This window comes from Acinetobacter junii, assembly GCF_018336855.1.
Classification (GTDB): Bacteria; Pseudomonadota; Gammaproteobacteria; order Pseudomonadales; family Moraxellaceae; genus Acinetobacter; species Acinetobacter junii.
The window spans coordinates 119,680-133,995 of the sequence record NZ_CP059558.1 but is presented as its reverse complement, the minus strand read 5'-3'; the positions used below and the strand labels follow the sequence as shown (position 1 = coordinate 133,995).

Genomic DNA, 14,316 nt, shown 5'->3' with positions numbered 1-14,316 from the left:
TCAATGATGAAGGTTCATTTTAAGAGTTTAGCAAAACGAGAAAAATGGAATTTCTCACAACTTTGGGAGCATGAACCGCTTATCAATTGGGACATGCTGAAAAAAAGTATTTTGTTGCTAATACTCGCTGCACTGATGAGCTTGTTTGGAATTTTGTGGGACAGTTTTGTCTTGCTGAATCCTAGTACATGGCAATGGGTGAATTTACCACTTGTTCGCTCAAAACTACTCACCAACTTGATCATGCTGATCGTTTTTCTCAGCTTGATTATTCCTTGTTATTTTTACAAAGATCGAGTGTGGGTTCAGGAAATTATTCCTATTTTGAGTGTACAGATTTTTACGGTATTGCTTTGCCATACAGGCTATCTGATCGGCAGTTTTAGCCCTGCGACCATGGTGACATACGCCAGTGTAGTCGGTGTCGGTCTCATCTTGTTTGATCGTCGTATGATCTACTGCGCATTGATTCCCGCGACTATTGCTCTGCTCTTTTGTAATTTCCTCAGTATGTATGGCATCCTTCAGTATGCGCCAATCTTTAATCCTGAGATCTTAAATCAAGCGGAAATGCACCCTTTCTGGGTTGGCAGTATGTTCTTCTTCCTGCTCCCAATTCTATTGGCTTGTTTGTATTTATTTGAAATTTTACTGCAACAGTGGCGTACTCGTGAAACTGCCATTCAAGCTCTGAGCCGACTCGATCCTTTAACCAATGTCATGAATCGTAGAAGCATTAGTAATCAGCTAGAGAAGCTCAATCAACAAGCCGATCAGTTGTATTCTGTGATTTTGCTCGACCTTGATCATTTCAAAAATATTAATGATCATTTTGGACATAGTTTAGGGGACGAAGTATTAGTAAATGTCGCGAAATGCTTAACTGAAAATCTACGTGATCAAGACATGATTGGTCGCTTTGGGGGCGAGGAATTTATTATTTTGCTTCCCAACACCAGTACAACACAAGCAAAAAGCATTGCTGAACGTTGTCGAATTGCGATTTCACAATTAAGTTTTATTTCTGAAGATCATCAAGAATTTTCGGTTAGTGCTAGTTTTGGAATTAGCAGCTCACAAAATGCCAGTGAGTCACACTTAATTATTAGTCAAGCTGACCAAGCATTGTATGCAGTCAAAGCAAATGGGCGTAACCAAGTCAAAGTATTTAGTGAGCTGGTGGGTTGATTAATAAAAGAGGGAAATTCCCTCTTTTACTTTTTGTCTATTTCTTTAAATATTCATCTCGAGTCTGACGATATGGCTCATCAAATGGTACAAACATTTGCTCTTGTTTTGCTTCCGCAATCCACTGTTGAACCGATGGTAAAGACAAAATCTTGTCTATATAGCTTTTGCCTGATGCTGAAATAGGTAAGTCAAAACATTCAAAACGCATCACCACTGGTGCATAAAATGCATCGGCAATACTAAACTCACCACACAAAAACTGATCTTCGCGTGGTCGCTCTGACCAAATTTGATCAATACGTGCGACTTCATTACGCAGTTGCTCATGCTCAGCCCAAAGCTGTTTTCCAATATGGGATAAATCCGCTTCAACATTCATCGGACAAAGATTGCGTAAATTCTGATAACCACTATGCATTTCTGCACTTATACAACGTGCGCGGGCACGTAACTTTTTATCTTGAGGTAATAAATTTTTATCAGGATGTTGTTCAGCAATATATTCTGCAATCGCCAGACTATCCCAAACAATAATATCCCCATCAACTAAAGCAGGTACTTTTCCTGTTGGATTAAGTTTTAGAATTTCAGTTTTGAACTGGCTATCAGGCTCAAAACTATCAAACTGAATCCAATGTTCTTGGAACGCAATACCCGCCTGTTTTAACAAAATCCACGGACGCATCGACCATGTGGAGTAATTTTTATTTCCGATGAACAGTTGATAACTCATAATGATTTCTCTTTTAATGCAGCGAGTTGTTGTATTAGTTCAGATTTCTGGAATGCACCCGTCAAACGTAAAGCACGTATTTCTTTCTTTTGTTGATCTAAGAATAAATAAGTTGGCGGACCTAATATGTCCCATTGATTGAGTAAGTTCTGATGCGATAGATCATACTGACTGAGGTCAAGTTTGATCAAATAATAAGGAGCCAAAGCATGTTGAACCTCTGCATCTTTTAAAATCCGATGCTCAATCGGTTGGCATGCCACACACCAGTCTGCATACACATCAACCACGATCATTTGATCTTTCGGCGCAGTTGCAAGAAGCTGTTCAAACTCATCTGCTGTTCGTGCAATATGCCAAGTAGCAAGTTGATCAGCTTGTTGCGTTGTCAAATTCTGTACATGCTGATATTGATTAAATGCCAAAAAAGGAACAACAACCAACAACAATAATGCGTATAGCCATTTTAATTGGCTCGTCTTCACAAAGAGTCGATACGCTGCAAAAACAATAAATCCAAGACCTAATAATAGACTGAGAATCTGCATCGCCAATTCAGGTAGAAGTGGTCGAATAAAATACAAGCTTAGCGCCAACATCAAAAAAGCAAAAATCACCTTGATTTGATGCATCCATTCTCCCGCTTTAGGAAGTGCTTTTGCACCAAGTACACTCGCCAAAAGCAAAGGTATACCCATCCCAAATCCGAGCGTAAACAAGAGTAATGCACCTTGCCATTGATTTTGGGTCTGTGAAATAAACAGTAGCGTTCCAGCAAGTGGAGCAGTCATACATGGACCAACCAGCAAAGCTGAAATCATCCCCATCACACTTGCGCCAATCAAGGTGCCACCTTGTTGAACCGATTGCATTCGATCAAGATGATTGACCCATTTTTGTGGCAGTTTAATTTCAAATAAACCAAATAAATTGAGTGCAAAAACCACAAACAATAAACTAAAGGCAATTAATGTCGCTGGCTGTTGAAGCCACCGTTGAAAGTTCAACCCTGCAGCTGATGCGATTAATCCCAGTACCGCATATACCATCGCCATGCTGATCACAAAGGTCAATGCAATCATCCATGCTTTAACACCTTTATGTTCACGCACGATCAATGATGTCAAAATAGGCAACATCGGCAATGAACATGGCGTGAATGCCAGTAAAATCCCTAATCCTAAGAATAAAGCCAAACTATAAGCTAAAGAATGTTGTTCTAATGTGCTCGACCATTTCTGATCTTGGGCCATAACAGTATTGTTGCTGTCTACCGTTGATTGGTCTTGTGGAGTTTCACTTAATACCGCGTTATTTGTATTCGCTGCCTGAGCAGATCGAGCAACATCTAAAAAACGCTTTTGAGAGTTTGCAGTGGTATTTTGCATACTCACCAAACCATCAATATCGGTTTGAAAGTCAATCGTTTGAGGTGGGTAACAAATTCGATCTTTGGCACAACCCTGCCATGTGACACGGTAGTGCTGCGATGCTAGTGTCGGAATATTGAATTCAACTTGCTGATAATAAACTTGGCTATGACCATAGTTTTCATCATATTGCTCAACGGCTTTGGGCAAATCCAACGCAACAGCTTGATTGCCTTGCTGAACTTCAAATTTATGTTGATATAAATAATAGTTTGGCTGAATTTCCCAACGTAGTCGTGCTTGATCGGTTTGCGTCGATTCAACTGAAAATGTAAATGCCTCTTCAGGGCTTAATAATTGTGCTGCTGAATTTTCTTGGGCGTAGGTTAAAGACCCACATAACAGCAATAATGTACCCAAAAAGTATTGGATCAGCGAGACACTAGCCTCACCCCGAACATTCATTTTCATATCATCTCTCTATGTTCTCTCAAATGCCCGATTTCTTGAATGGCAGTTCAACATAGAGCATTTGAGAGATCATCTATCAGAATAAAACGGATACGCCTAAACCACCGTTATAACTTCTCACATCACCATCTAAATCAACACCCACACTTGCATCAAGCTGTGCACGATCATTGATGGCATAAACCAGACCAGTCCCTAAACCATATTGATAATCTTGGCTCTCTGCTTTGCGATAAATAAACTCAGAATATCCTGATAATTTACCTGCAATTTTATAATCAATGGTTGGAATCGCTGTCACTGCCCAATTACTATTTTGTGCTTCATAACGCATGGTAATTGAAGTACCGATTAAATCACTGAAGTCATAGGCAACAGCTGAAGTTAAGCTATAAATATCATCATGTGCTGTGAATTCATCGTTACCCGTTGCAATAATCGCTTCAGCTAACACCGCCATCGATAAACGATCATCTTTCAGATCAATCGCTTTCTTTAAACCAATACTGACATCGCCTAAACCATCAGTTTCAGTTTTAAATCCAGCTCGCTTATGTTGTTGCCATACTGGACCTTGCCAACCCAATTGCAGTTCTAGACCATTAGCTAAACCTGTACGCAACAACATATCGCCATTTAGGGTTAAAGTTTTATCTTTTACACCTTCAATATTTTGTTCTTGGTAACTTACTGTTGGTAAGCCCTGTTCCCAAGCAAGTTGACCAACAGGTGTAATCCCTGTTCCTATCCCTGCACCAGGACGATCAAATGAAAATTCTGCCGCAAAAGTCGTGCTTGCTAGCATTGACGCAGCCACAAAAGTTAAAGCATTAAGCTTCTTCATGATGAACCCCTTTTCCTTGTTTTCGCTAAACTTATGCTGTTAGCTCTTTTGACATTTTGGCGCCATGCTGACGCAATAATTCGAGTGTCTCGCGCTCTTCTTTCAGCGATTCTGACCAATCAATTTCATCAAAATCACAATCAAAGAATAATTGGCTAATCGAAGATAAAATCGTTAGTCCTTCTTCATCACGTGTATTTGGATCAACTTTTTCATCTAGTAAACGCTGTACCACAGGGACACATGCCGAGCTTGCAGCGTCCCAAAGCGGACCATAAAATTCTTCAGCATCCCACAAATGTAGATTTGCTTTGGCTTGAATTAATGCGTCTAAAATAGCAAGATAAACGTGAAGTTCTTGTTGTTTTTCATCTTCACTTAATGGCTTGCCAGCTTCATAAGCCTCACAAATTTTTTCCCACCACGCAAACAAACCATCACAAAGAACTGAAACAGGTGGCCCTTTTTCTGGATCAATAAAGTTTGGGTCAAGTCCTTCAGCAAGTAATGCTTGCACTTGGTCTAAATCGAGTTGTTGTATGGCTTGCACCAAGGCCTGTTGCTGATTGCTTAACATGACCAATTCTCACAAAGTATTTAATTCGCCTATTATGCCGAATATCCCGTCGGGATTTTATAAAACGATCTAAAAATCATGTATAAATTTGATACAGGCATAAAAAAAGCCCAATACTGGGCTTTTTTCAAACGCGCTCACTACGCCTCATCATCTACTTTTATATCATCATCGACATCAACATATTCTGGTAAAGCTCCACGATGGTGGTCTTTTTTCTCATATAAATGTTCCAAACTACGTTGTAATTTATCAATCGCACCATGAATAGATGCATCGATATTTGCAGCTTTGTGTGTCACAGCTACAGGTTTCATACCTGCTGGACGGGCTTCGATCATACAGCGTTTGTCATGATCTCCCGTTTTTTCCCCATTTTCATCACTAATATGAACCGAAAAATGTGTAATACGTTCGCTATAACGTTGAAATTCTTGTGTAAGCTCTGCACGGATATAACTAATTAAACGTTCGCTACCATGGATGTTTTTATCTGTACGGATTTCAATATTCATAAATATCTTCCTCTCTTCTATATTGAGACGGTTCTACGAAGCTTTTTATTCAGCACACTTTGAGCATGCATTCATTCAGTGCAGTTGTATATTCTGATTATGTAAATGCTTGTCGTCTCCTTGCTTCACATCAGTTGTGTTTCAGTTATTTAGAAGATCTTCTATAATTCCAATATCTGTCTTTCATCAGAAATATGCAAGCTGATTTTTGACATTTTTATTAAAACTTGATCAAAAAGATTCTCTTACCGAATCTTATCTTTAGCAGACCTTTTACCGTATACAATTCTTTTGAGCATTTGGTCAAATTTGGCTTTATTTTTGCTTCATAACTTGTATGCTTTACACGCCTTTTGTGGGGGAGATTTTTTAAATGCAATTGAAGCAACTTGCGGCTACATCTTTATTGTTATCTACAGCAGTTTTCGCTCAAGCGAAACCAATTTGGCAGGATTTCAGCCTAACGGGTTTATACGGCGAAAACTATGAAGTGGTTGATGAAAAACAAACAACTTTAACAGTTGAATATGCGGCAAAAGTAAAATATGCCGATGTGTTCTTCTTTATGGATCGTATGCGTGGTAGCGACGATCATAAAAGCACTTATTTCGAGCTTTCTCCACGCTTGAGCTTGGGTGAGGTTTCAGGTCAGAAACTTGCTTTTGGTCCGATTAAAGATGTGTTGATCTCAACGACTTGGGAAAGTAACAATGATGACTTTTCTAGTTTTGATAACTTCTTATACGGCGTAGGTTTCGATCTTGCAATTCCTTATTTCCAATATGCAAATGTCAATTTCTACCGTGCAAACAATGAAAATACAGCAGATGATTATCAAATGACTATCGCTTATGCGGTTCCATTTAAAGTATCTAGCGAAGATTTCTTAGTTGATGGTTTCCTTGACTGGTCTACAGCAGAAAAAGACCATGCGAGTGAACTTAACTGGACAACCCAATATAAATGGAATGTAGGTAAACACATTTCACCTGAAACACGTTTATATTTGGGCGTAGAACATTCTGTTTGGAATAACAAGTTTGGTATCAAAGGCAGCGACGAAAATAATGTCAGTGCTTTAGTGAAATACCATTTCTAAACGGTTTTGACTGATCAAAACAGCAAGGAATTCCTTGCTGTTTTTTTTTAGATCGCGCATATTGAAATAGATGAATTTTCTTTTATTTTGTTATGTCTCACGATCTTATACTTGCAACGCACACACTACAAAACTCTTATCAAATTCGTTTTGCAACTACTGATGATCTTGAGCAGATTCTCACCATTTATAATCATGAAATCATCACGGGCACAGCCAACTGGAATGATCAAGCCGTTACTTTAGTGCAATATCAACAGCGCTTTCTGGAGATGCAACAACAGCAATTTCCTATGATTGTCGTTGAAGATCAATCATTGAGAAAAATTGCGGGTTATGCCTATTACTCTGCCTTTCGTAGTATTACAGGCTATCGGCACAGTATTGAACATTCTGTTTTTATTGATCCGAATTATGCTCGTCAGGGTTTAGGTAAAGCCCTCATGCAACAACTGATTCATCTTGCGACTCAACAGCATATGCATGTCATGGTGGCAGCGATTGATAGCGAAAATACGGGTTCAATCGTATTACATCAACAACTGGGTTTTATTCAAACTGGTTATATGCCACAAGTGGGACAAAAGTTTGGCAAATGGCGTGATTTAGTTTTAATGCAGCTACAATTGAGTCGTTCATAAACAGAACAATTTCATCTCTACTATGCATATGTAGTTGGTTAGAATAAAAACATCTCATTTACAAAATAATTTAAAACATGAAAATTTCACAACTCGCTTTAATCATTACATGTGCTTCAGCAACAACCGTTAGTTTTGCAGAAACGTCTTTTGAGCAAGAATTACAGCAAGGCTGTGCCAAAGTAAAACAATACGCTCTAAATGGGAAAAAGCTCTACGACCAAAAGCAATATGCCAAAGCAGTGAAACAATTTGAAGATCAAGCCGCATGGGCACATTTCTGCCAAATGAATGCTGAAGAAAGCGGTATTAAAGTGACTGATCGAGAGATTGAAATAGCCAATAATAATGTCGGGTTGAGTTATGCAAAATTAGGTAAACCACAATGGGCAAGAGTATGGTTTTTAAGAGATGAAGATTCAAAAATCAGTCTATACAATTTAAAACAGCTTCCTAAACCACAGATCACGAAAGACCTACAAGGCACTTATGTAAGAGCCAACGGTTTCGGACAATGGGATTACATCACGGTCAAGAAACAACAAAATAAATATCTAATTAATTTTGAAGGTTATTATTTTGGCATTCGTGGTCTTATTTATGGTCCCAATTTAGGTGAATTTGATACCACAATGCCGATCACTGCAAAGCAAGCCAACTATCATTATGAGGACTGCCAGATTAAGCTTCAATTTACGAATGATACAAATAATGGTCAAAAAATTGAGGTGAAACAAAATAGTGGCGAGTCTGGATGTGGTTTTGGGCATAACGTCTATGCGGGCGGCACGTTCTATAAGGTTGAAGGTAAATAAATCTAGTACCAACCATTTAATTTACTAAATTATATTTACCCACCATTCACTATTGTGACAGGCGACATGGATGTCGCCATGTTCGACTGCCTTGCGCTGCTTCCAAAGCCATGCTTTAGAATTGCTCAGGATGTACCGTCAGTCGAACAAAAGATTTTTGTTACTTTTGATCTTTCAAAAGTAAGATATATCACTAAGGTAGATTACTTAGAAAACAGCTAAAAAATCGTTAGTTGAAGAATATTAAATCGCCACCAACTCCCTTATCCCTTTTGCTGGCATTTCAGCACCTTGCCCATGTGCGATCACTTGACCACGCGCCATCACCGTATAGTTATCTGCCAATTCTTCAGCGAAGTCATAAAACTGTTCCACCAAAACGATCGCCATTTCCCCTTGACCTGCTAATTTACGAATCACCCGACCAATGTCTTTGATGATCGAGGGCTGAATTCCCTCAGTCGGTTCATCCAAAATCAAGACTCTTGGCTCCGAAGCCAACGCTCTCGCAATCGCGAGCTGTTGCTGTTGACCACCTGACAAATCTCCACCACGGCGATGCTTCATTTCATCCAAGACAGGAAAAATTTCGTAGAGATGACTCGGTACTTTTCGAGTTTTCGCACCTGAAAATTTCGCCATACCAATTAAGATATTTTCCTCTACGGTTAAAGTTGAAAAAATATCTCGTCCTTGCGGCACGTAAGCCAATCCTGCACGTACTCGTTGCTCAGGGGACATTTTGGCAATATCTTTGCCATCTAGCAAAATCTGTCCTGATTTAATCGGGAGAATCCCCATCAAGCATTTCAGCAACGTGGTTTTACCAACGCCATTCCGTCCTAAAACAACACTGCATTCCCCTACAGGCGCTTGAAAAGACACGTCACGCAGAATATGACTACCACCATAAAACTGGTTAATTTCTTTCACTTCTAACATGGCAGTCTCCTAGCGTCCCAAATACTTTTCAATCACATCTTCATTGGCTTGTACCTCTGCCAATGTGCCCTCTGCCAAAATTGCGCCTTGCGCCAATACCGTAACTTTCTCGCTGATGGTGTCAATAAAGCTCATGTCGTGCTCCACGACCACCAGCGTATGATTTTTTTTCAATTCCAAACACAATTCAGCAGTGCGTTCTGTTTCCGCATCGGTCATACCCGCCACAGGCTCATCCAATAAAATCAGCTTTGGACGTTGCATCAATAACATACCGATTTCTAACCACTGCTTTTGACCATGAGATAATAATCCTGCGGGCTTTTTTACAAATTCCTTTAAGCGAATTTGCTCTAAACTTTCCTCCAGTGCTAACTGTGCTTCTGGATCAAGCCGGCTAAACAAACTTTTTTTCACTCGCTTATCTCGTGGTGCAGCGAGCAGTAAATTTTCCATCACAGTGAAATTTTCAAATACCGTTGGTTTTTGAAATTTGCGCCCAATCCCTGCTTCCGCAATTTCCTCGGTACTCATTTTGGCAAGATCATAGTTTTGACCAAAAAAAGCAGTGCCCGTGGTTGGACGCGTTTTCCCTGTAATCACATCCATTAGTGTGGTTTTCCCCGCACCATTTGGTCCAATGATGCAGCGTAATTCACCTTCAGCGATATACAGTGATAAATCATTTAACGCACGAAACGAATCAAACCACACACTAACTTTTTCTAAATACAAGGCAATCCCATGACTAAAGTCTGCGCCCTCAGTTTTGGCGCGTCCATAACCCTCGCCGAGTTGACCGCCATGTTGAGCAGAGTCTACGAATAAATCACTCATTTAATTGCTCTCCTTTTTAAAACGGTCAAATAAACCAATCACACCTTTCGGTAAGAAAATCGTCACCACGATAAATAAAGCACCTAAGATCAATAACCATGCTTCTGGTGCTGCTACTGTGAAATAAGTCTTCACAGAATTGATTAAAACTGCACCAAGAATCGGTCCAATCAATGTGCCACGACCACCTGCGGCAACCCACACTGCCATTTCAATCGAGTTGACTGGATTCATTTCACTTGGGTTAATAATGCCAACCTGTGGCACATACAACGCCCCTGCGATACCTGCAATCACTGCCGATAGCACCCATGCTGAAAGCTTGTACCACAGTGTGCGATAGCCCAAATATTGCAAACGGTTTTCACTGTCACGAATCGCGCCAAGCACTCGACCATAAGGACGATTCATCAGTTGACGTAAGCCGATAAAACATAGCATTAACACCAAAGCAGTGACAAAACATAAAGTGGCACGCATCGGCGCTGAAGTGATATCAAAACCGAGTAAGGTTTTAAAACCCGTGAAGCCATTATTTCCCCCAAAACCTGTCTCATTGCGGAAGAATAATAAGGCTGCGGCAAAAGTCATAGCTTGGGTAATAATTGAGAAATACACACCCTTGATTTTTGAGCGGAAAGCAAAGAAACCAAAAATAAACGCAACTAAGGCAGGCACAGATAAAACCAAGATCATCGCCCAAGCAAAATGCTCAGTCCCCACCCAATACCAAGGGAGTTCTGTCCAACTGAGGAAGCGCATGAAATCAGGTAAGCCATCACCTGCGGATTCGCGCATCAAGTACATGCCAAAGGCATAACCACCCAAGGCGAAATACAAACCATGCCCCAAGCTTAAAATCCCTGCATAGCCCCACACTAAATCCAGTGCCAACGCGACCAAAGCCAAGCACATGATTTTGCCAATTAACGTAATCCAATACGCTGACAGATAAAATGCCGAATCAGGGGATAACAGATGTAACCAAGGTAAGCTCAATAACACGGCAAAACAAATGGCAATCGCAATTGCGCTATACGGTTTATCTGCAAATAAAGAAGTGATTTTCATTGGCTTACTCCACGAAACGACCTTTGATGGCAAACAAACCTTGTGGACGCTTTTGGATAAACAAAATCACAAGAACCAAGAGAATAATTTTTGCTAAAACCGCACCTAAACCAATCTCTAAAACTGTACCGCTAATCCCTAAACCTAAGGCTGCAAGTACTGCACCCCACACTTGCCCCACGCCGCCAACCACAACGACAAGGAAGGCATCAATGATGTAGTTTTGTCCGAGGTCAGGTCCCACGTTACCCACTTGTGCTAGCGCACAACCCGCCAATCCAGCTAAGCCAGAACCTAAGCCAAATGCCATCATGTCAATACGTGCAGATCGAATGCCCACGGCACGCGCCATTTGACGGTTTTGTGTCACAGCACGAACAAATAATCCGAAACGGGTTTTGTTCAATAAGAAAACTAGAAGCAGTAAGACCGCCACAGTAAAACCAATAATCGCAATACGGTTATATGGCAACATCAGGCTTGGCGTCAGGGCAATACCACCACTGAGCCATGCGACATTCGACACTTCAACGTTCTGTGCGCCAAAGATCATCCGAACCGATTGCATCAAGATTAAACTCACACCAAAGGTTGCCAATAATGTTTCCAATTGGCGACCATAGAGCGGGCGAATCACAGTACGTTCAATCAACATGCCAATCAGCGCACTCACCAAAAATGCAGCAGGAATCGCAGCCAATAAATACCAATCGACTAAGCCTGCAAAGTGCGTTTTAAAAAAACTCTGAATGACGTAAGTGGTATAAGCACCGATCATAATGAGTTCACCATGTGCCATATTGATGACACCAAGCAAACCATATGTGATCGCAAGACCAAGCGCTGCTAAAAGTAAAATACTAGCGGTACTGAGACCCGAAAATACATGCCCTGACCATTCACTGATTTGAATACGCGTTTTAATTTTATTTTGTGCTTCAACTAAAGCTGCTTTCAATGCGGGATTATTTTGTGGTTGTTCTAAACTTTGATTGATTAATGCCAATACATCTGGACGATTTGAATCCGCCAAAACTTTTACTGCTTCGATCTTGGTGAATTCATCTGAACTATTAAAATCTAAACGAGCTTTCAGTTGCGCTAAACGGGCTTTAACACCTTCACTTTTTTCGTTGAGATAGAGTTGTTTGATCGTTGCGACATCAAGCTCATCCAAGTTATTTTCTAAAATATCAACAGCGGCTAAACGTTGTGATGCATCATCAGAATTCAATTTAACTTTGGCTTGTCCAAAGTTCAGTGCCTTACGCAAGGTATTGACCAAAGTCACTTGAGACAAGTCTGAAGGCCAAGTTTCGATCACTTGTAGTTGTGGGTAACTTAATAATTTTTCATCGTTTTTTAGAATATAAGTATGACCTGAACTATCGGTATATAACTCATTTTGATCAATATATGCCACCAACTGATCGAGTTGCTCAATACTGGCTGGCCATTGATTCAACATGGTACGGCGAGTAGCAAAGTCAGATTTAACAAAAGTTTGGATGGCATCCTGAGAAGTTGTAGACGTCACAGTTGTTGGTGAAGTAACTTCTGCCCATGCAGGATTAAACATGATCTGTGCCATGATGCAGAGCATTGCCAAAACATAGTGTTTCGCCATAAGACTCCCCTTATATTTTCTATTTAAACCAATCAATCAGAAATAAAACTAAGAAAAACCTGCTGCCGAAACAGCAGGTTGCATAGGAAAATTATTTAGGAATGTATGGGCTCCAAGGCTCAGCTTTGATGGTTTGAGGCGTTTTATAAACCACATCAAATTGCCCATCACCACGAATTTGCCCAATCATCACAGGCTTATGTAAATGGTGATTGGTTTCATCCATTTTGAGGGTATAACCCGATGGTGCTGCAAAAGTTTGACCTGCCATTGCATCACGAACTTTATCAACCTCTGTAGAACCTGCTTTTTCGACCGCTTGTTTCCACATATTGATACCAACATAAGTCGCTTCCATCGGATCGTTGGTCACAACTTTATCGGCATTTGGAAGTTTGTACTCCACGGCATATTGCTTGAATTTATTCACAAACTCGGTGTTTTTCGGATTTTTAACTGACATGAAATAGTTCCATGCCGCTAAATGACCCACCAATGGTTTGGTATCAATACCACGTAACTCTTCTTCACCAACGGAGAATGCCATGACTGGAATATCAGCCGCTTTAATACCTTGGTTACCAAGCTCACGATAGAAAGGTACGTTAGAGTCACCATTGATGGTCGAAATCACCGCAGTCTTTTTGCCTGCAGAGAATTTCTTAATATTGGAAACAATCGTTTGATAATTACTATGACCAAACGGTGTGTATTCTTCCATGATGTCTGCATCGGCAATGCCTTTAGACTTCAAGAATGCCCGTAAGATTTTATTGGTCGTACGTGGGTAGACGTAATCTGTACCAAGTAAAACGAAACGTTGTGCTTTACCGCCCTCTTCTCCCATCAAATACTCAACTGCAGGAATCGCTTGTTGATTCGGCGCTGCACCTGTATAGAAAATATTTTTTGATTGTTCCTGACCTTCATATTGCACTGGATAGAACAGTAAACCATTCAACTCTTCAACCACAGGAAGAACCGACTTACGTGATACTGATGTCCAGCAACCGAAAATAACAGCGACTTTGTCCTGAGTAATTAACTGGCGAGCTTTCTCAGCAAATAACGGCCAATCTGATGCTGGATCAACGATAACAGGTTCTAATTTTTTACCGAGTACACCACCATTGGCATTGATTTCATTAATAGTCATCAATGCTGTATCTTTCAAGGAAGTTTCAGAAATCGCCATAGTGCCTGAAAGGGAATGCAGAATCCCCACTTTAATGGTGTCGCCACTTTCTGCTGGTGCTGTTTTTGCTTCAGTTTTTGTTTGTTCTGCTTTCTCTGCTGGTTTTGAGCAACCGACCAGTCCTACCCCCATCATCGCTGCCATAAGTACAGACATCGACATCAATTTATTTTGCATCTTTGTTCTCCACAGGTTGATCTTCTGATTTTTACTGAATGGAGTTATTCAATATCTGTGCCAACACAACAAGATATTGTTTTATAATAAAATTAATTCAAACCAGTAGAAAAAAATCCAATCTTGTATACAACATTGCATACAAAAAATACATGCTGAACTAAAATGAAGCACAATTAGGCAAAATAGAAAACTGATACCTTGCTCAGAT

The 14,316-nt window shown here is 40.3% G+C and carries 14 protein-coding genes; 4 read left to right on the top strand and 10 right to left on the bottom strand.

Translation table 11 applies throughout. From position 1 onward, the window contains the following. Positions 1-3 precede the first annotated feature (3 nt). Positions 4-1,188, top strand: coding sequence for a GGDEF domain-containing protein (locus tag H2677_RS00615; RefSeq protein ID WP_004909968.1), 1,185 nt, complete (start codon positions 4-6; stop codon positions 1,186-1,188). 37 nt (positions 1,189-1,225) lie between these two features. Here the strand turns inward: H2677_RS00615 and H2677_RS00610 are convergent, their stop codons facing one another. From H2677_RS00610 to H2677_RS00590, 5 genes are all read right to left on the bottom strand, one after another. Beyond that, on the bottom strand, positions 1,226-1,924 hold the full coding sequence (locus tag H2677_RS00610) for a glutathione S-transferase family protein (RefSeq protein WP_212638943.1): 699 nt from the start codon (positions 1,922-1,924) through the stop codon (positions 1,226-1,228). After that, a complete protein-coding gene (gene dsbD, locus H2677_RS00605; RefSeq protein WP_212638942.1) occupies positions 1,921-3,765 on the bottom strand; it encodes a protein-disulfide reductase DsbD in 1,845 nt (614 codons plus the stop codon). Before dsbD ends, H2677_RS00610 begins: the two co-directional genes overlap by 4 nt. Positions 3,766-3,841: 76 nt before the next feature. Further along, complete coding sequence (locus tag H2677_RS00600; protein WP_212638941.1) at positions 3,842-4,609, bottom strand: transporter; 768 nt, start codon at positions 4,607-4,609, stop codon at positions 3,842-3,844. A 31-nt stretch (positions 4,610-4,640) separates the two neighbouring features. After that, entirely contained in the window at positions 4,641-5,186 is a 546-nt protein-coding gene (locus H2677_RS00595) for an ankyrin repeat domain-containing protein (RefSeq protein ID WP_004951235.1), read from the bottom strand. 140 nt (positions 5,187-5,326) lie between these two features. Then, positions 5,327-5,701: an HPF/RaiA family ribosome-associated protein gene (locus H2677_RS00590; protein WP_004951232.1), complete on the bottom strand. Its 375-nt coding sequence runs from the start codon at positions 5,699-5,701 to the stop codon at positions 5,327-5,329. Between the two features lie 373 nt (positions 5,702-6,074). Here H2677_RS00590 and H2677_RS00585 point away from each other — a divergent pair, with 373 nt between their 5' ends. The 3 genes from H2677_RS00585 to H2677_RS00575 all read left to right on the top strand — a co-directional run bounded on the left by H2677_RS00585 (position 6,075) and on the right by H2677_RS00575 (position 8,256). Then, on the top strand, positions 6,075-6,800 hold the full coding sequence (locus H2677_RS00585; protein ID WP_004909979.1) for an outer membrane protein OmpK: 726 nt from the start codon (positions 6,075-6,077) through the stop codon (positions 6,798-6,800). Positions 6,801-6,892: 92 nt separating this feature from the next. Continuing rightward, positions 6,893-7,441 carry a GNAT family N-acetyltransferase gene (locus tag H2677_RS00580; RefSeq protein WP_212638940.1) on the top strand — a complete coding sequence of 183 codons (549 nt, stop codon included), beginning with the start codon at positions 6,893-6,895 and terminating at the stop codon, positions 7,439-7,441. 77 nt (positions 7,442-7,518) lie between these two features. After that, a complete protein-coding gene (locus tag H2677_RS00575) occupies positions 7,519-8,256 on the top strand; it encodes a hypothetical protein (RefSeq protein WP_004909982.1) in 738 nt (245 codons plus the stop codon). Positions 8,257-8,499: 243 nt separating this feature from the next. On the opposite strand, the gene urtE is transcribed toward H2677_RS00575, so the two are convergent. From urtE to urtA, 5 genes are all read right to left on the bottom strand, one after another. Continuing rightward, positions 8,500-9,198, bottom strand: a complete 699-nt coding sequence (gene urtE / locus H2677_RS00570; protein ID WP_212638939.1) for an urea ABC transporter ATP-binding subunit UrtE — start codon at positions 9,196-9,198, stop codon at positions 8,500-8,502. 9 nt (positions 9,199-9,207) lie between these two features. Then, a complete protein-coding gene (gene urtD / locus H2677_RS00565) occupies positions 9,208-10,035 on the bottom strand; it encodes an urea ABC transporter ATP-binding protein UrtD (RefSeq protein ID WP_004951221.1) in 828 nt (275 codons plus the stop codon). Next, on the bottom strand, positions 10,036-11,106 hold the full coding sequence (gene urtC / locus H2677_RS00560; protein ID WP_212638938.1) for an urea ABC transporter permease subunit UrtC: 1,071 nt from the start codon (positions 11,104-11,106) through the stop codon (positions 10,036-10,038). A 4-nt stretch (positions 11,107-11,110) separates the two neighbouring features. Then, complete coding sequence (urtB, locus tag H2677_RS00555) at positions 11,111-12,733, bottom strand: urea ABC transporter permease subunit UrtB (RefSeq protein WP_212638937.1); 1,623 nt, start codon at positions 12,731-12,733, stop codon at positions 11,111-11,113. Between the two features lie 91 nt (positions 12,734-12,824). Continuing rightward, entirely contained in the window at positions 12,825-14,105 is a 1,281-nt protein-coding gene (gene urtA, locus H2677_RS00550) for an urea ABC transporter substrate-binding protein (protein ID WP_099947871.1), read from the bottom strand. Positions 14,106-14,316: the final 211 nt, after the last annotated feature.

Excerpts from the sequence above, each read along its gene's own strand:
- H2677_RS00615 (WP_004909968.1), top strand. The coding sequence starts at position 4 with ATGATGAAGGTTCATTTTAAGAGTTTAGCAAAACGAGAAAAATGGAAT.
- H2677_RS00610 (WP_212638943.1), bottom strand. The coding sequence starts at position 1,924 with ATGAGTTATCAACTGTTCATCGGAAATAAAAATTACTCCACATGGTCG.
- dsbD (WP_212638942.1), bottom strand. The coding sequence starts at position 3,765 with ATGAAAATGAATGTTCGGGGTGAGGCTAGTGTCTCGCTGATCCAATAC.
- H2677_RS00600 (WP_212638941.1), bottom strand. The coding sequence starts at position 4,609 with ATGAAGAAGCTTAATGCTTTAACTTTTGTGGCTGCGTCAATGCTAGCA.
- H2677_RS00595 (WP_004951235.1), bottom strand. The coding sequence starts at position 5,186 with ATGTTAAGCAATCAGCAACAGGCCTTGGTGCAAGCCATACAACAACTC.
- H2677_RS00590 (WP_004951232.1), bottom strand. The coding sequence starts at position 5,701 with ATGAATATTGAAATCCGTACAGATAAAAACATCCATGGTAGCGAACGT.
- H2677_RS00585 (WP_004909979.1), top strand. The coding sequence starts at position 6,075 with ATGCAATTGAAGCAACTTGCGGCTACATCTTTATTGTTATCTACAGCA.
- H2677_RS00580 (WP_212638940.1), top strand. The coding sequence starts at position 6,893 with ATGTCTCACGATCTTATACTTGCAACGCACACACTACAAAACTCTTAT.
- H2677_RS00575 (WP_004909982.1), top strand. The coding sequence starts at position 7,519 with ATGAAAATTTCACAACTCGCTTTAATCATTACATGTGCTTCAGCAACA.
- urtE (WP_212638939.1), bottom strand. The coding sequence starts at position 9,198 with ATGTTAGAAGTGAAAGAAATTAACCAGTTTTATGGTGGTAGTCATATT.
- urtD (WP_004951221.1), bottom strand. The coding sequence starts at position 10,035 with ATGAGTGATTTATTCGTAGACTCTGCTCAACATGGCGGTCAACTCGGC.
- urtC (WP_212638938.1), bottom strand. The coding sequence starts at position 11,106 with ATGAAAATCACTTCTTTATTTGCAGATAAACCGTATAGCGCAATTGCG.
- urtB (WP_212638937.1), bottom strand. The coding sequence starts at position 12,733 with ATGGCGAAACACTATGTTTTGGCAATGCTCTGCATCATGGCACAGATC.
- urtA (WP_099947871.1), bottom strand. The coding sequence starts at position 14,105 with ATGCAAAATAAATTGATGTCGATGTCTGTACTTATGGCAGCGATGATG.